Here is a 15921-nt window from a genome sequence, read left to right as displayed (position 1 = left end):
TTTATCATAAAGGTATTTTGTATTCCTATTTTTACCTCATTACCCCTTATTTGGTATACTAAAAGGGAAGACATAATAAAAGGAGACATTGCCTTTGATTAAATTTATAGTTTTAGCCATTCTCACGTTGTTTTTGATTCCATGGACAAGGGGCGGTAAGGCACTTCGTACGGTGGATAAAGAAGGATCTGAGAAAGTTATAAAGAGAAAAACAGCACCGATTTTATTTATTCCGATTCTATTTTGGATTGGTATTGCAATCTATGAATATCTTTGGTTAATTGATGACCGCGTGGATTCGATTATTACGCATTATTCAGTTGTAATTGCGTTATTAATTGGGGTGGTCCTTGTTTCTCAAGGAAAGAGAGGGAGATTAGAAGTTAAACTGAAGGCGGTAGTGATGCTTATTTTACTAGTATCTTACGGCTATTTTGGTTACTTGCATGATATCGTAATCTCTCAAAAAAAATATGATTCAGTTGTGAAAGTAGAAAAAGATATTTCAGAGCCATTTACGGAAAATGATCAACCGTTTACTGTTCCTCCAAAAACGGCAGAAAATAAGATGAAAAAGGTATTTGGAGATATTCCAAAAGTAGCATATTTTGAATTAGGAGAGCTTACGCCACAAATGGTGAATGGAGAAGCATTATATGTAGCTCCAATTGAAGTTTCTGGATTCTTTAAGGCGCGTAAGGCAGAAACAATTCCAGGTTATGTAACGATGTCAGGCACAAATCCTGATGCGGAGGCAAAATTACATCTTGGTTATAAAATGAAATACGTACCAAGTATGTTTTTCGGTAATAAATTGGAACGTGTTGTTCGAAAAGCGGAGCCAAATCTTATCTTTAAGGGGAAACCGAAGTTTGAAGTAGATGATCAAGGCAAACCATATTATACAATGACATATGGTGAATTTATTTCAGGGCGATCTGGATTTGAAGTACAAGGTGTTGTAGTTGTAGACGCGCAAACAGGTGATGTGAAAAAATATGATAAAGGGCAAGCACCTAAGTTTATTGATGGTGTCTTAAATCATGAAACAGCGTCAACATTAAATACGTATTTTGGTAAGTTCATACATGGTTTTTGGAACACGAAATTTTCCCAAAGTGATGTGAAGATTCCGACTGAATGGGGGACGAAGGAAGGGGTTACACCAATCTTCGGGAAGGATGGCAAACTGTATTACTTTACAGACTTTACTTCTCCAAAAGAAGGTGTTGATTCCGCATTAGGTTATTCCTTAGTAGATGCACGTACAGGGAAGCTGTATTACTACAATGGAAAAGAAGTAAAAGGAATCATGGATGGTTCAGCCGCTACAGAAGTGGTGGATAATTCCTTTAAAAGAGAGAAATGGCATGGAACAATGCCTGTAATTTATAATGTATATGGCAAACCTTCTTGGATTGTACCTGTTATTGATGACGGAGGCTTAGTACGTGCTCATACTGTTATTTATGCTTCGAATGCCAAAGTTTTTGCGACAGGTTCAACGCAAAAAGAAGCGCTTGAAAAATATAAGAGTGTATTAACTGGAAGTGGCGATTCATTCCGTCCAACTTCTAGTGGAAAAGAAGCACAAAAAGAAGGCATAGTACAACGTGTTTACAAAGAAAAATCAGGTGAAAATACAATGGTATTTCTACTGCTAGAAAATGAGCAAAAGGTATTTATGATTTCAGCAAAAGACTTTCCGTATGCTATGTTTACAGAAGTTGGAGATCCAATTCAAATCACATATTTAGACACAGGAGAAACGATGTCTTCTGTATCTAAGTTTGCAAATAGTAACTTGAAAAAATAAGGCGATAGATATTCTATCGCCTTTTTCATTTGGTTATACAGGAAAATACGCTATACTTGACGTAGATTTAACGTTGTAACTATAATTGTTACGAATTTAATTTTAGTATTAGAAAGGATGAATGATGAAAGTGAATGAAGTTAATCACGGTTTATATAAGCCTGTAAAACCAAACAGGTTATGGATGATTCTTGTATTAGGGACACTTACAGCAATTGGACCGTTGTCTATTGATATGTATTTACCTTCGTTACCAAAACTAACGGATGATTTACAAACGAATGCTTCTCTCGCCCAGCTTACTTTAACAGCTTGTTTACTCGGACTTTCGGTTGGACAGCTATTTGTTGGATCTATTAGTGATATTTATGGGCGGCGCAAACCACTTATTATTGCTCTTATTATTTATGTTGCCTCCTCTTTACTTTGCGCAGCTGCACCATCTATTTGGAGTCTAGTTCTCTTACGTTTCTTACAAGGAGCTTCAGGTTCAGCCGGGATTGTGATATCTCGTGCAATGGTACGTGATATGTACACAGGTTCTGAGATGACAAAGTTTTTCTCACTTCTTATGTTAGTAAATGGAGCAGCACCGATTTTAGCACCGATTATCGGCGGACAATTATTACAGTTTACATCATGGCGAGGAGTCTTTATCGTCCTTGGAGTAATGAGCGTTTTTATGTTAGTATCCGCTATTTTTGTATTGCGTGAGACATTGCCTTTTGAAGAGAGGGAAACAGGTGGGTTGGCAGGAACGTTGTCAACGTACGGAAAGCTATTAAAAGACCGTTTATTTATGGGATATGCTTTGTCGCAAGGTTTAGTGTCAGCGGCGATGTTTGCTTATATTTCGGGGTCGCCGTTTGTGTTGCAAAATATATATGGAGCAACGCCACAAGCATTTAGTTTATTCTTTGCTATTAATGGTATTGGTATTATTATTGCTAGCCAAATTACCGGCCGTTTAGCAGGGAAGGTGAGTGAGAAAACATTGTTTGTAGCGGGTATCGGTATTGCTGCATTTGGTGGCATTTCCTTACTCCTTACAATTGTATTAGGAATCGGACTAATTGGAGTTTTATGCTCATTATTTCTTGTTGTATCGAGTGTTGGGGTAGTATCGACAACAGGTTTTTCACTCGCGATGAGAAACCAAAAACAAGCTGCGGGCACAGCCTCGGCTTTACTCGGATTGTTACAGTTTATTTCTGGGGCACTTGTTGCACCTTTAGTGGGGCTTGGAGGTAGTAATACTGCACTGCCTATGGGGATTGTGATTGCCCTTTGTGAAGTAGGTGCAGTGTTATGTTATATCTTTATGGCAAATCGTAGTGAAAAGCAGTTAGTATTTCAAGAGAAGCGAGATATAGAAGCATAGGGAAAATATAAAAAGCCGCAATGAGAATTGCGGCTTTTACCATTATTTTTTTGAACGGGCCAGTAACCAAATAAAGTATGGCCCACCAATAAGTGCTGTAAAGACTCCAGCAGGAATTTCTAGAGGAGGTACGAGCCCTTTTCCTAAAGTATCAGCAAGTAGTAAAACAATGATTCCTATTAAAGCAGAGGCGGGAAGGAGTACGTAATATTTTCCCCCAACAAGCCTTCTTGCAATATGCGGTGCGATTAACCCAACAAAACCAATTGTCCCGACAGTTGTAACAGTAGCAGCGACAAGTAATGCGGATAAGAATAATAGAAGCATCCTTGTACGATCCACATTTGTTCCTAAACCTGTTGCAAGTTCATCTCCTAATGAGAGTACTTCAATACGAAGCGAGAAATACATGATAAGTGGTACGAGAACGACGATCCATGGTAGTAGTTGACAGACGTGATCCCATTGTCGTCCCCAAAGGCTCCCAGCTAACCATGCGAGTGCAGTATTAATTTGTACTGGGAATTTCACCATCAGTAGTTGTAATCCTGCCTGACAAAGTGCTGAAAGGGCAACTCCGACAAGAGCTAAAGTCGAAGTTTTTAACTTGTTACCTCGTGCAAAAAGGTATAAACATACTGTAACAAGCATAGCACCAATAAATGCAAAGATAGGCAGAGCATAAACCGGTGCGCTTGGTAAAAGTAAAATAACAATTGCAGCACCTAGTCCAGCACCTTTAGATACACCGATAACATCAGGAGATGCCAGTGGGTTTTTTAAAATTCCTTGCAAAATTGCCCCAGAAATAGAAAGACCAATTCCCGCTAAAATAGCAATAAAGTACCTTGGTAAGCGAAATGTTATAAGAATGTTTTTAACTGAAGTAGGTTCTCCGGTAAATAGACACTGAATGATGTCGATAGGGGAAATCCAAATTGCTCCAGCCCCTAAACTAAGTAAGCTTGCAATAATCAAAAGAGCTAATAAAGCTGTAAAAGTAATGGATAGTTTCTTTCTATGATTTACGTTTGTTGTTTTCATTGCTTCTCAAGTCTCGCTCCTTTCTTCGCTAAAAATAAGAAGAATGGAGAACCGATAATCGCTGTTACAATTCCGACAGGTGTATCGTAAGGGTACATGATAAAGCGTGATAAAATATCGGTATATACTAATAGTACACCGCCCAGTACAGCGGTAAATGGAATGAGTCTTTGGTAAGACGATCCGATAAGTGAACGCGCAATATGGGGTCCCATTAATCCAATAAATCCAATAGGACCAGCAATTGCTACAGAAGCGCCTGATAGTAGTACAACGCTAATTGCAGCTAGAATTTGTGTTCTTTTTACATTGGTCCCAAGTCCTTTTGCTACTTCTTGCCCCATATTTAATAGAGTTAAAGATTTGGATAGCCAAATAGCAAGGATTAAACCAAGGATATACCAAGGCCAAGCCATTTGTACTTTAATCCAGCGAGCTCCATCTACACCACCAGCCATCCAATAAATGATACTATCTGTAGAATTTTCATCTATTAGAATCAGTGTTTGTGTAAATGAAGATAAAATTAAATGAATGACCATTCCGGCTAGTGCGAGACGTACGGGTGACATTTCTTTTATATTTGCTAACATATAGACGATACAACCGCCTAATGCTGCACCGATAAACGCAGCTATAACCATCCCAGTGCTTGAAACGGAAGGGAATAGTACCATGATTGTAACGACCGCAAGGGAAGCACCTGCATTTACTCCAAAAACTTGTGGTGAAGCAAGAGCGTTACGAGTGATTGCTTGCATAATCGCACCAGATACGGCTAAGGCGCTACCAACAAGAAAGGTAACAATAAGGCGAGGCATACGAATATCTCGGATTATTAAATATGTTTTATGATCTTTTGGTGCCCATAAATCGTGCATTTGTATATTTGTAGCGCCGATTAAAAAGCTGCCAAATGCCCCGATAATAAGTAAAAGAAAAAGTAAAATATAAAATATGATGGCACGTTTTTGATTAGTGCTCCTCATGTTCTTTAATCGCTCCTTTTATCATAAATAAAAAAGTAAGGTATATACGTAGAAGTAAGCTACTACTCCACATACACCTTACTTTGTTTACTATTATTTCTTTTCTACCTTTTTCAGTGTATCGATTGTTTGATCCATAATAATTTCAGCTGGAATTAATCCACGGAAACGAGCCCATTTCATACGGTCAAAATAGTAGATTTGTTTGTTGTTTGCGACTTTTGTTTCTTTCCAGAGTGCTTCTGTTTCCCAATCCTTTTCAATTGTTTTTTCGCCATCTGTCATTAGGAATAGAACATCTGGATTTATTTTTAAGAATTGCTCTAAGTTAACGCTATAGTATGGGCCACCAGCTGTTTCTTTAAATGCTTGTGCATCTTTATCTTGTAGTGCAGTTGAAAGGCCAAGCTTTTTAAAGATTGTTCCTACATATGAAATGTCTGAGTGTAAAAACATTTTATCTACTGTTGCGTGAGCTGGAGCAATAACTAAATCTTTAAATTTACTTTCATCTAGTTCTTTTTGGAACTGGGCTACTTTTTCATTATGTTTTTTTAATACTTCTTCCCCTTTTTTGTCTTCTCCAACCGCATGCGCAATTTGTTTAAACTGTTCGAGTGTTTGATCATAAGTTTGATTTGAACTTTGGAAGCCAATTGTTGGTGCGATATCACTTAATTGCTTATAAATATCTTTATGACTTTGACGACTAGAGTCGATAATAATTAAATCTGGTTGCAATGAACTAATCACTTCAACATTTGGTTGTTTACGTGAACCAACAGATGTATAATCCTTTACTTTATCTTTTATTTCTGGAATAATGCGTTCGGGCTTACTATCATCAGCGATTCCTACAGGAGAAATATTTAAGTTAGCCAAAGCGTCTAAGAAAGAAAACTCTAGCACAACGATTTTTTTCGGTTTTCCTTTTATTTTTGTAGTACCTAAATCATGTTTTACAGTAATTGTTTCTGCATTGCTGTTATCCTTTTTATTGGCCTGTGCCGTCCCCTTATCACTACCACATGCTGTTAAAGCAAAAAGTAGAATAGCGGCTAAAATAGAAAAGGCCCATTTTTTTCCTCTCATCCTAAAACATCTCCTTATTACCATATATAAATCGATATTGAAAATCGTTTTCAATTATACTGTTGTTTGTAAGCGAAATCAATATATTTATTTCACTAGGTGTATTTTTTTATTTTTCTTATATAATTTTATTTAGTAAGGTACAAAGAGGAGACTATGAAGATCTTGTTCGTATAAAGTGACGATACTGTGACAAAAATGAGGGTATGTATATAAAATTATGTCTATAAGTGCACAATTTGAGGCGTTCTCGTTATAATAACAGTGGAGATAAGTAGTAGACGTAGATAAAAGGAGAGTAATAAATGAAGAAAGTATGGGGGATTGCCTTGCTTGGAAGTATGCTCCTGCTAGCAGGATGTACTGGAAATGAGGATACAAAAGAACCGACAGAAAAAGTAGAACAATCGGCAGATCAGCAAGAAGATCTGAAAGTATATCGTGATGTGCATAAGAAGTACGATGAGAAAATGAACAAAGAGTTAAATGAATCAGTAAAATTATTTGAAGAAGCAAAAGAAAAAGGCGGAAAAGCATTAGTTCATCCGCAATTTAAAGAAGATGTACAAAAAGTAACAGCGAGTATGTTAGAGGACATTGATCATATGCGTAAAGAGATTCGTGTACCTAAGTCAAAAGAACAAGAACATGAGTTGTATATTGGTTTCTTAAATGAGACAGAACAAGCAATGAAAAAGCTGGATAAATTAGCAAAAGAAGAAGATTCATCATTAATTCGAGATATAGAAGTACATTTTTCAACAGCTTCCACGTACTATAAACGTTTTCTGGAAGAATTTCAAAAATAACCTTGCGATGCGCAAGGTTATTTTTTCTTTTTCCCATCGCCGTCTTCATCTTCAGCTACTAAAACTTTCTGTTCCTCGTGAAATTCTGAAATTGTTTGTCCAGTAATATTATCGAATGGGGTATAGAAAGAGGTTATACTTTTCTTTTTAATAAATAATTTATAGAAGCCAATTATTACTAAAATAACGATTGTTAACGGTAATCCTATAACAGCCATAAGCAAAGGATCCGTGGTTAATCCCCTTTCTACAAAGTCCAATTATATTCTTGTTTGCAAAAGTCATCTGTATGTGGTCTAGAATATTCTATTGATTCTAAACTTAGTTTACAATATATTGTTAAAAAGTGAAAAATAAAGAAGTAGGCAATCGCCTACTTCTTTATTTTATTTCCTTTTTATATTCTTTCTTCGTACCATCTGAGAAAACAACTTCTAAATCAAATTTTTGATAGTCTTTGTCTAATTGGAATACATCTACAACTTGATCGATTACTTCTTGATCAGGTGTATCTTTATCAAACTTTAACTTTTGTAAAAGCGGGCTTAGTTTTGTAATTGCTTCGTCACCTGTGAATTTCACATCAGTTTTATGGTCTTCAATTTTTGCTTCCATCTTTTTATCAGCAGCTTTATTTTTATAGTCAGCTTCATAATCTTTTTTCGTATCCTGATAATCTGTATCTAAACTGAATTCGTTAAAATTTAGTTTTAAATCCGCAGGTGCTTCATCTTTTGCATTCTCTGTAGTCTTTTTATCAGAGGTTGCATCTTCTTTTGCAGGTGCTTTACAGCCTGCTAATGCCGGTACTAGCATAAGTGTTAATAGAACAGAAAGTAGAATTCTCATTATATATTCCTCCTTAGTATATCTTCTCTTCCACATTAGTTTTTCCCATTTTTATGTAATTATGTATGTGTTTTGAATAATTTATTGCCTTTGCTATACGAGATATTTCGCAATTCAAATCAAAAAACAATTGTATGTATATGGTAAATTTAGAGTGTGAGGAGGGACTAAAATGTATGGAGAATATGAAGAGGTTATGAACAAAGCTGTTTTGTATATTGAAGAACATTTAAATGAAGAACTTACAACAGAAAAAGTTGCTTCTTATAGCGCTATATCCATGTATCATTTTCATCGTATTTTTCAAAGTTATCTAGGGATGAGCGTTGCTGAATATGTACGAAAAAGAAGGTTAACACATGCGGCGCAAACATTAGTAATGACAGAAAGGCCAGTTCTTGACATTGCAATTCAATATGGTTTTTCTTCACAAGAAGCATTTACAAGGGCATTTAAGCGCATGTTTCATTTGCCGCCAAAAAGATATCGTACATATTTTCAATCGTTTTATATAGAAAGGGAGGGAATTTCAATGCAAAAAGGCTTACCAAAGGGATGGGTATTAAGCGGAAGTCATCCTACAGAATACGAAATGGGATTAGATTATGAGACTGTTCATCAAGGAAGAGCATCAGCTTATATACAGGCGAGAGAAGGTGTTACACATGGTGGGTTTACAACGTTGATGCAGATATTTAAGGCGGACAAATATAGGGGGAAGCGTTTGCGTTTAACGGCTTTTATTAAAAGTGAGGATGTAAAAGATTGGGCAGGGCTGTGGATGCGTGTAGATGGAAAAGATACAGAGCCATTAGCAATGGATAATATGCAAAATCGCCCCATTAAAAATACATCAAACTGGCAACCATATTCAGTTGTTTTAGATATAAAAGAAGAAGCACTTGGTATTGCATTTGGTATTTTATTATCAGGAAAAGGTTGTATATGGGCTGATAGTTTTCGATTGGATGAAGTTGATGAAAAGGTACCATCGACAGACTTAGCAGAAAATTTTTATGAGACTCTGTCTGAAGAACCAGCGAATTTACAGTTTGAAGAGATAGAAGTGTAAGAAAAGGTGAGGGCGTATATATGTGGAAAATGCTATTCTATTCAATTGCGGAATTATTGAAATTAGAGACTCCTTTTTATTTCATTATATGGTTTTTTGTATTATTTATAATTGGTGTGTTGAATGAAATGATAGAAGTAATAGGGAAAAGAAAACAAATTTTATCTTCTCTCTTAAAGGCTAGTATAGAATGCTTCCTTGCATTAATTATTTGTATCGGCATGGGGATGCTATTATTTCGTATCATACATTTCATATTTCCAAGCCAAATTGAACCCTACGATATTACTTATGGAAGATGGCTAGCATTTATTGCATTAACTTTATTTTCAATTATTGGTTTTTTAGTGAAAATCACAAAACACCAGACGAGGATATGGCTGAAACCAACAGGATTCATTGCTCAATTCGTCTTTTTTAGTATGAGTGTGTGGGTAGCAATTACTATCTTTTATCCATCTCTACATATGAGTATATTAGTAATACTCTTATTTAGTTTTATATTAACTATAGTTCAGTTTTTTTGCTGTTTATACGAATATCGTTCTTAGTGATTTGCAAAAAATGGATTGACAATAATTAGAAAAGTTATATAATCTAAATGTAAGTGATCACTTGCATTAGGGAGAGAGGATTGTATGGCGCGCTCAAAGACAGCAGACAAAATTATTCAAGCAGCAATTGAATTAGTGAAAGAAAAAGGATATAAGGCAGCAACAACAAAAGAAATTGCAATACGCGCTGGTGTTAATGAAGTAACGATCTTTCGTAACTTTAAAAACAAAAAGGGCGTCATTGAAGCAGCCGTTTATGAATTTTCATATGTGCCGCATTTACAACGATTTTTACAAACAGAAATTGTGTGGGAATTAGAAACAGATTTAAAGAATTTAGCAAGGCATTATCATAAATTTTTGAATGAAGCAAAAGACATCATTTCTATTGGTATACGTGAAACGGGCTTGTTTCCTGAATTAGATGAGGAAATTGCCAAAATACCAAAAGGTTTAAAAGAAGAATTGATGAGTTATTTTGCACAAATGCAACGAAAAGGAAAAATTATTGATACAAATATTGAAGCTCAAGTAATGAACTTTATATGGATTAATTTTGGTTACTTTTTATCTAAATTACGTTTTGAAAATCGACTTATGGAAATAAATGATGAGGATTTTATTGAAAATAATATAACCTTATATACTAGGGCACTAAGACCCTAGTATTTATTTAAAACAAAATGCAAGTATGTACTTGCTTGCTGGAGGGAGGAAGCATGAATATATTAAAACAATTTTTAAAAATGCCAGGTACGTATATAGGGATTGTGGTGGCATTAGCATTTCAGCTTATTTTCTTTTGTATTTGGCTTACAGCGTATGATGGAGTAAATGAAAGAGCCAATGAAATGAAAATCGCCATCGTGAACCAAGATGCGAATATGGGGAGCAAAATAGGAGAAGAATTAAAGAAAAATTTGCCTTTTCAAGTAACGAAAGAGAAGTCTATGGAAACAGCAAAAAGAGAAATGGATAAACATTCATACGATATGATTATTGAAATTCCAGCTTCTTTTTCAAAGAATATAAGTGAAAAGGGCAAGACAGATTTAAACTTCCATATTAACCAAGCAAACTCTATGATGGCTAAACAAATGATGGAGGGAGTTGCTAAGCAAGTACATGACAATGTAAATAAAGAGATATCAAATTATAAGCGGCAAATAGTTACTGGAAAACTACAAGATATGAGTCCTGAAAATATAGAGGTGATCAAAAGCTTAACAGGAGACTCAGTTGGATTTACTGTTTATAAGGTTCATAATGCAGAAGGATTTTCTGTAAATATGGTACCGCTTATGATTGTGCTAGCCTCATTTGTAGGAGCTATGGTCATGAGTGTGGAGTTATCCAAAGTGGCGAAAGAAGTGGGAGGAGATTGGAGTAATTTTCTTTCACGACAAGCGATTAACGGTATAGTATCCATTCTACTAGCCTGCATTACAATTGGTTTAATGAAAGGCTTTCAAGTTGAATCTCAAGAAACGATAGGGAATGTGTGGTTATTCCAAGCTATTGTCTTTTTTGCTTTCCTATCATTAACCCAGATGTTCCTTGTTTTATTTGGAAATGCAGGCATGTTATTTAATATTATTTCGCTTTCATTACAACTTGTAAGTTCTGGTGTGATAGTACCACATGCTATGTTATCAAAAACATATCAAACAATCGGTGAATTATTTCCCGCAACATATGCCGCGGAGGGTTATTTCGCAATAGTATTTGGTGGTGGGGATTTAAAAGGAAATATTATCTCTCTATTATTTATAATTGTTGTCACACAAATTGTAGCTTTAATCGCTGTGGGGGTATCAATCGTATTGAAGAAGAGAGTTGTAATAAAAGAAGCGTAAAGAAAAAGGAATCCTGGTGAAGGATTCCTTTTCTTCTCATTGAGGCTTTATTTTTCAATTTTAGCCCATTTGAAATTAAGTGGTCCCGCAAAATCAACTTCAACTACGCCTTTTACATAAGAACGCTCTAAGTATGTTGTTCCATTTTGATAAAGAGGAGAGATCACGGCATCTTTAAATAAGATTTTTTCTGCTTGTTTTAAAGCTTCCCAACGTGCTTTTTCATCACCAGCTAAGTCGGTTTTAACTTTTTGGATTAAGTCATCAAATTCCTTGTTAGAATAGTGATCTAAGTTATATGGGTTATCAGTTGTAAATAACTCTAAGAATGTAATTGGATCAGCAAAATCCGGGCTCCATCCGTCGATAGCAATTTCATAATTTCCTTGCAGTAATAATGTGACTTGTTGTTTACGTGGTTGTGGCTTCACGTTTACTGTTAATCCTTCTAAATTTTTCTCCAGTTGTTCTTTTAAATATTCACCTGTTTTTCTAGGTAGATCGCCATCACTTGTTAATAATTCAATTGAAATTTTATCAGATCCTAATTCTTGTTTTGCTTGTTTCCAAAATTGTTGTGCCTCTTTTGTATTTTCTTTTGTTAAATTCCCATTCTCTTCGCGGAAGTCTTTTCCATCTGGCCCTTTAGCGAAATTTTTTGGCACTAGGGAGTAGGCAGGAAGAGATCCATCATTTAAGAGAACATTTACAAAAGCCTTTTTATCTATTGATTTATCAATAGCTTTGCGGACATTTATATTTTGCAGCGTTTTATTTTTCTGGTTCATACGTACAAATTGTACGCCAACATCTGGTCGTTCTTTAAAGTTACTATCTTTGCGATATTTATCAACAAGGTCCGATGTTAAAGTAAGACGATCAATTTGTTTAGATTCATATAAATTAACAGCCGTTGAATGATCTTTGACAACATTAAAATTAATTTCTTCAAGTTTCACATTATCCTTATCCCAATAGTTGGTATTCTTCTTAAACTTAAAGCTTTGTTCGTGTTTCCAATCACTTAATGTAAAGGCACCATTATAAAGAATTGTATTATCTTCTAAAGCATATTTATCGCCTTGTGATTTGAAGAATTCCTCGTTAATAGGTAAAAATGTTGGGAATGCAGTCAAGCTAATGAAATAGGGCACAGGGCGCTCTAACTCTACTTCAAAAGTGTGATCGTCGATTGCTTTTACACCAAGCTGATCAGCCGGAAGTTCTTTACTATTAATCTTTTTCGCATTTTTTATATCAAAAAATAGAAATGCGTATTCAGAAGCTGTCGCCGGATCAACGGCACGTTGCCAAGCAAAGAGGAAATCTTTTGCTGTAACAGGAGTACCATTTGACCACTTAGAATCTCGTAAATGGAACGTATATTTCGTTTTATCGGGACTTACGTCATGAGATTTCGCTACACCAGGAACAGGTTTATTTCCTTCGCCGAGGTTATATAAACCTTCAAATACATTTCTCATTACTTGACCAGAGTCAGTATCTGTAGCACGTGCAGTATCCATCGTACGAATTTCTGTGCCTGTGGCTAAGTTCAATATTTGTTTATCAGGAGCTTTATCTTTCGCTTTTGCTCCACTTGCTTCGTCTTTATAACTACCGCAACCTGTTAATAAAAGGCTTGCTCCTAAAACAGATGCGACAGCAGGTACAAATTTCTTCTTCATGTAAAATTCCTCCCTAAATTGTGTTGTTATTAAGTATGAGGGAAAGAAAAAATCCCTCTTTTCATATTGAGAAAGAGGGATTTTTGTTTACAAGGCATGTACCTATATATAAACGAAGTCCCTCATTCTATCTTTCAAGCATAATGCTTGCAGGAAGTGGCACAGTATTCAAAATGAACCTGCTGCCGAGGTTTCAAAGGGCCAGTCCCTCCACCTCTCTTGATACAATGAGTAAACAAATGAGTTATATTAATTTTTTGTTTCTTTGATTATTCAAAATCTTACACCTTGATAAAAGAACTGTCAACGGGATGTTATATAGTTGTAATTTTCAGTTTTCTAACAAAGGAGGAAAAGTCACTGCACGATTACACAGTGACTTTTCTCTTGAGAATCAAAACGATCAGGGACGGGGCCAACAAGGTTGTTTCATTTAAAGGCTTAATTCAAAATCAAAGATGTTTGCATTTTTACACCGTTATATAATGTTGTGCAATCTTGTAGGCTTGTTACTTTCATATTATTTTCCCCTAGCTTTTTTATTTGTTTCTTCAATTGCTTGAGAAAGGATCTTAGAAAAATTATTCTCATATAGAACTTTCAAACCTTCTGCAGTTGAGCCACCTGGTGTTGTCACTTGTTCGCGAAGCATAGCTGGATCTTGTTCTTGTTCAAGCATAGCAGCAGAGCCGGCGATCATTTGAATAACGAGGTGTTTTGCTGTAGCCTTATCAATTCCATAGCTTTTTGTTGCCTCAATTAATCCTTCAGCAAAGTGGTAAAGGAATGCGGGAGCACTTCCAGTAACAGCGGTAAGTTGATGTATTTCTTCTTCTGTGCAGAGTTGCGCTGTGCCAATCCCCTTTAAGAGTAGTTGCAGTGTTTCTTGATGTTCACTATTTACAAAATTACCTGTTGCATAGAGAGAAATAGACTTTCCTATTGTTGCAGCTGTATTTGGCATAATCCAGGCAACAGGTGTGCCTGAAGGAAGTTTTTCTTCTAAATAAGATGGACCGATCCCGGCGGCAACTGTTACAACAAGCTGATTGGTTAGAAGAGGGGATAACTCTGATAATAATTGTTCATGAGCAGCAGGTGGCATCGCTAAAACAATGGTATCCACAATTTTGATGTGTTGTTTCCAATCACTTGTAACGGAGATATTATATTTTTCTTCTAATTGTTTAAGTTTTACTATATTACTTCTATTAGATACGATAATTTTTTCAATGTGTTCGTTACTTGTTTTGAGAAGTCCGGCAAAAATGGCCTCTGCCATACGGCCAGCTCCAATAAATAAAATTCTATGTTTCTTTAGCATATCAAGTGTCCCTTTCTATTTAAAATATATTATAAAAAACGATAACATTGATGGGAGAAGATTGTAAAAAGAAAAGTCTTATTCAGTTATTCACGTGGACGATCTCTACTATGAAAATCGAATTGTTAAGGGTTAATGATTCATACAAAAGAGGTTAGTTCTATTTATCCCGCTATTCGCGGGCAGTAAGCCCCCGCTGGTTAAAGTTTCACTTTATGGCATTGTGTAGATTATAATCCATCTATATAAACTATGTTTTAAATATTCTGTATATATATTGTGTTTATCACAATATATATGTTATATTAAGACGCTGGTTTTTTTAATAACTTACTGATTTTGGGTTCCTTATATGTATTCTTTGTGAATATGTATAGATTTATGAAAGATAAATGTATTTTTTCATATAACATATATAATCAAGTTTTTAGGAGGAATGTATGGAGAGGAATGTAAACTTAGCTGGCGTCCTTTATAAGTTAATAGCAGATTATGAAGCAATATATGGTGAAATGATTTTTAAATTTCGGAAAGATAATGACGAGTTTATTTATACAGATATAGACCCCAGGCTCTTAAAATTAATAGGCTTAAAGAGGGAACAATTTGTTAATAGAACCCCTCAAGAGATTTTCAGTAGAAAAGAGACAGCTGATAAATTATTCACTATTTATAAAGAAGCTTGGGGAGGGGGAAAAGTTCTTTACTGTATAATAGATCCATTAAAAAATGTCTATTTAATATCTTTACAAGAAAAGGTGAAGAACGATGAAGTTGAAGAAGTGCATGGTCATTGTATTATTATTGCCGCGGAGGATAATGTACTAGACATGACCGAAAAGATAATTAGTTTCGATTATTCTGACTTTTCAATTGAATTGTTGTGTTATCTACTGCTTGACGCAGCTTGCGAATAATATGAATAATAAATTCAAGTTCATCTTCAGTAATATTTTTCCCATCGAGTGTAATATTGTATTTGTACAGTAGTTCCTTTGAATCCATATCTAAATCTTGAAGAAACTCTTTTTCATTTTTTTTATGCTTTTCTTCATCTTCATCATTTAAAAGATCCCACATATCTACCTCATAAATATTTGCAATTTTTTTTAATAATGTTAAAGAAGGTGTATAAATGCCGCGTTCAATTTTTGAAAGGTTACTATAATCATAATTAATTTTTTCAGCTAAGCTTTTTAACGTATCGCCATTTTTTTTTCGTAGTTCTTTAATTTTTGAGTTCATTTTTCTCCCACCTTAACAAATCACATACAACTCAATTTTACCTAAATTTGTATTCAAAAGGATATTCTTATTTTATTTTTTGGTCTAATAATCAAAAAATAAAAACATTTGGTATAAAAAACCAATATATATATACTACAAAACTATTTTTCTTTTAAATAGGCTGCAACGTTAGGGGATTGGATAACTTGTAGATCGTGTT

The 15921-nt window shown here is 35.0% G+C and carries 16 protein-coding genes and 1 riboswitch; of the genes, 8 read left to right on the top strand and 8 right to left on the bottom strand.

Annotated features, from left to right (window positions below; all coding sequences use genetic code 11):
* Positions 1 to 97: 97 nt before the first annotated feature.
* Both CN373_RS12025 and CN373_RS12020 read left to right on the top strand, forming a co-directional pair.
* Positions 98 to 1816, top strand: a complete 1719-nt coding sequence (locus CN373_RS12025; protein ID WP_098359445.1) for a DUF3981 domain-containing protein — start codon at positions 98 to 100, stop codon at positions 1814 to 1816.
* 121 nt (positions 1817 to 1937) lie between these two features.
* Positions 1938 to 3197 carry a multidrug effflux MFS transporter gene (locus CN373_RS12020; protein WP_002058870.1) on the top strand — a complete coding sequence of 420 codons (1260 nt, stop codon included), beginning with the start codon at positions 1938 to 1940 and terminating at the stop codon, positions 3195 to 3197.
* 42 nt (positions 3198 to 3239) lie between these two features.
* Here CN373_RS12020 and CN373_RS12015 read toward each other — a convergent pair whose 3' ends face one another.
* The 3 genes from CN373_RS12015 to CN373_RS12005 all read right to left on the bottom strand — a co-directional run bounded on the left by CN373_RS12015 (position 3240) and on the right by CN373_RS12005 (position 6322).
* The gene (locus CN373_RS12015) at positions 3240 to 4241 is read right to left on the bottom strand and encodes a FecCD family ABC transporter permease (RefSeq protein ID WP_000859019.1); all 1002 of its coding nucleotides are present in this window, start codon (positions 4239 to 4241) and stop codon (positions 3240 to 3242) included.
* Entirely contained in the window at positions 4238 to 5230 is a 993-nt protein-coding gene (locus CN373_RS12010) for a FecCD family ABC transporter permease (RefSeq protein ID WP_001257971.1), read from the bottom strand. The genes CN373_RS12015 and CN373_RS12010 overlap by 4 nt, the downstream gene beginning before the upstream one ends.
* A gap of 93 nt (positions 5231 to 5323) precedes the next feature.
* Positions 5324 to 6322 (bottom strand): ABC transporter substrate-binding protein, encoded by a 999-nt coding sequence (locus CN373_RS12005; RefSeq protein ID WP_098359439.1) that lies wholly within the window; start codon positions 6320 to 6322, stop codon positions 5324 to 5326.
* A gap of 305 nt (positions 6323 to 6627) precedes the next feature.
* Here CN373_RS12005 and CN373_RS12000 point away from each other — a divergent pair, with 305 nt between their 5' ends.
* A complete protein-coding gene (locus tag CN373_RS12000; RefSeq protein ID WP_000758395.1) occupies positions 6628 to 7131 on the top strand; it encodes a hypothetical protein in 504 nt (167 codons plus the stop codon).
* A gap of 17 nt (positions 7132 to 7148) precedes the next feature.
* Here the strand turns inward: CN373_RS12000 and CN373_RS11995 are convergent, their stop codons facing one another.
* Together CN373_RS11995 and CN373_RS11990 are read right to left on the bottom strand one after the other, a co-directional pair.
* A complete protein-coding gene (locus CN373_RS11995) occupies positions 7149 to 7349 on the bottom strand; it encodes a DUF3951 domain-containing protein (protein ID WP_000268360.1) in 201 nt (66 codons plus the stop codon).
* Between the two features lie 163 nt (positions 7350 to 7512).
* Complete coding sequence (locus tag CN373_RS11990; RefSeq protein ID WP_098359438.1) at positions 7513 to 7980, bottom strand: YusW family protein; 468 nt, start codon at positions 7978 to 7980, stop codon at positions 7513 to 7515.
* A 172-nt stretch (positions 7981 to 8152) separates the two neighbouring features.
* Between CN373_RS11990 and CN373_RS11985 the strand changes: the two genes are divergently transcribed.
* From CN373_RS11985 to CN373_RS11970, 4 genes are all read left to right on the top strand, one after another.
* The gene (locus tag CN373_RS11985; RefSeq protein WP_098359437.1) at positions 8153 to 9052 is read left to right on the top strand and encodes a helix-turn-helix transcriptional regulator; all 900 of its coding nucleotides are present in this window, start codon (positions 8153 to 8155) and stop codon (positions 9050 to 9052) included.
* Positions 9053 to 9072: 20 nt separating this feature from the next.
* A complete protein-coding gene (locus CN373_RS11980) occupies positions 9073 to 9603 on the top strand; it encodes a hypothetical protein (protein ID WP_000265746.1) in 531 nt (176 codons plus the stop codon).
* An 87-nt stretch (positions 9604 to 9690) separates the two neighbouring features.
* Positions 9691 to 10272, top strand: coding sequence for a TetR/AcrR family transcriptional regulator (locus tag CN373_RS11975; RefSeq protein ID WP_000124363.1), 582 nt, complete (start codon positions 9691 to 9693; stop codon positions 10270 to 10272).
* 53 nt (positions 10273 to 10325) lie between these two features.
* Entirely contained in the window at positions 10326 to 11462 is a 1137-nt protein-coding gene (locus tag CN373_RS11970) for a YhgE/Pip domain-containing protein (protein ID WP_001023504.1), read from the top strand.
* A 47-nt stretch (positions 11463 to 11509) separates the two neighbouring features.
* Here CN373_RS11970 and CN373_RS11965 read toward each other — a convergent pair whose 3' ends face one another.
* Together CN373_RS11965 and proC are read right to left on the bottom strand one after the other, a co-directional pair.
* A complete protein-coding gene (locus CN373_RS11965; RefSeq protein ID WP_000726436.1) occupies positions 11510 to 13150 on the bottom strand; it encodes a peptide ABC transporter substrate-binding protein in 1641 nt (546 codons plus the stop codon).
* 124 nt (positions 13151 to 13274) lie between these two features.
* Positions 13275 to 13379: riboswitch (SAM riboswitch) on the bottom strand.
* 291 nt (positions 13380 to 13670) lie between these two features.
* Positions 13671 to 14474, bottom strand: coding sequence for a pyrroline-5-carboxylate reductase (gene proC / locus CN373_RS11960; RefSeq protein ID WP_000913450.1), 804 nt, complete (start codon positions 14472 to 14474; stop codon positions 13671 to 13673).
* Between the two features lie 440 nt (positions 14475 to 14914).
* Here proC and CN373_RS11955 point away from each other — a divergent pair, with 440 nt between their 5' ends.
* Positions 14915 to 15391, top strand: coding sequence for a hypothetical protein (locus tag CN373_RS11955; protein ID WP_000440866.1), 477 nt, complete (start codon positions 14915 to 14917; stop codon positions 15389 to 15391).
* On the opposite strand, the gene CN373_RS11950 is transcribed toward CN373_RS11955, so the two are convergent.
* On the bottom strand, positions 15321 to 15719 hold the full coding sequence (locus CN373_RS11950) for a helix-turn-helix domain-containing protein (protein ID WP_098359436.1): 399 nt from the start codon (positions 15717 to 15719) through the stop codon (positions 15321 to 15323). The genes CN373_RS11955 and CN373_RS11950 overlap by 71 nt on opposite strands.
* Between the last annotated feature and the right edge of the window lie 202 nt (positions 15720 to 15921).

Origin of the sequence: Bacillus cereus (genome assembly GCF_002561295.1) — a bacterium.
GTDB lineage: Bacteria > Bacillota > Bacilli > Bacillales > Bacillaceae_G > Bacillus_A > Bacillus_A cereus_S.
Note: the sequence above shows the minus strand (reverse complement) of the source record. Positions and strands in the feature narration are given on the sequence as shown.

Bases quoted from the DNA above. Each gene is read 5' to 3' on its own strand.
- CN373_RS12000 (WP_000758395.1), top strand. From the start codon at position 6,628: ATGAAGAAAGTATGGGGGATTGCCTTGCTTGGAAGTATGCTCCTGCTA.
- CN373_RS12005 (WP_098359439.1), bottom strand. From the start codon at position 6,322: ATGAGAGGAAAAAAATGGGCCTTTTCTATTTTAGCCGCTATTCTACTT.
- CN373_RS11950 (WP_098359436.1), bottom strand. From the start codon at position 15,719: ATGAACTCAAAAATTAAAGAACTACGAAAAAAAAATGGCGATACGTTA.
- CN373_RS11990 (WP_098359438.1), bottom strand. From the start codon at position 7,980: ATGAGAATTCTACTTTCTGTTCTATTAACACTTATGCTAGTACCGGCA.
- proC (WP_000913450.1), bottom strand. From the start codon at position 14,474: ATGCTAAAGAAACATAGAATTTTATTTATTGGAGCTGGCCGTATGGCA.
- CN373_RS12015 (WP_000859019.1), bottom strand. From the start codon at position 4,241: ATGAAAACAACAAACGTAAATCATAGAAAGAAACTATCCATTACTTTT.
- CN373_RS12020 (WP_002058870.1), top strand. From the start codon at position 1,938: ATGATGAAAGTGAATGAAGTTAATCACGGTTTATATAAGCCTGTAAAA.
- CN373_RS12010 (WP_001257971.1), bottom strand. From the start codon at position 5,230: ATGAGGAGCACTAATCAAAAACGTGCCATCATATTTTATATTTTACTT.
- CN373_RS11985 (WP_098359437.1), top strand. From the start codon at position 8,153: ATGTATGGAGAATATGAAGAGGTTATGAACAAAGCTGTTTTGTATATT.
- CN373_RS11995 (WP_000268360.1), bottom strand. From the start codon at position 7,349: ATGGCTGTTATAGGATTACCGTTAACAATCGTTATTTTAGTAATAATT.
- CN373_RS11980 (WP_000265746.1), top strand. From the start codon at position 9,073: ATGTGGAAAATGCTATTCTATTCAATTGCGGAATTATTGAAATTAGAG.
- CN373_RS11975 (WP_000124363.1), top strand. From the start codon at position 9,691: ATGGCGCGCTCAAAGACAGCAGACAAAATTATTCAAGCAGCAATTGAA.
- CN373_RS11955 (WP_000440866.1), top strand. From the start codon at position 14,915: ATGGAGAGGAATGTAAACTTAGCTGGCGTCCTTTATAAGTTAATAGCA.
- CN373_RS11965 (WP_000726436.1), bottom strand. From the start codon at position 13,150: ATGAAGAAGAAATTTGTACCTGCTGTCGCATCTGTTTTAGGAGCAAGC.
- CN373_RS11970 (WP_001023504.1), top strand. From the start codon at position 10,326: ATGAATATATTAAAACAATTTTTAAAAATGCCAGGTACGTATATAGGG.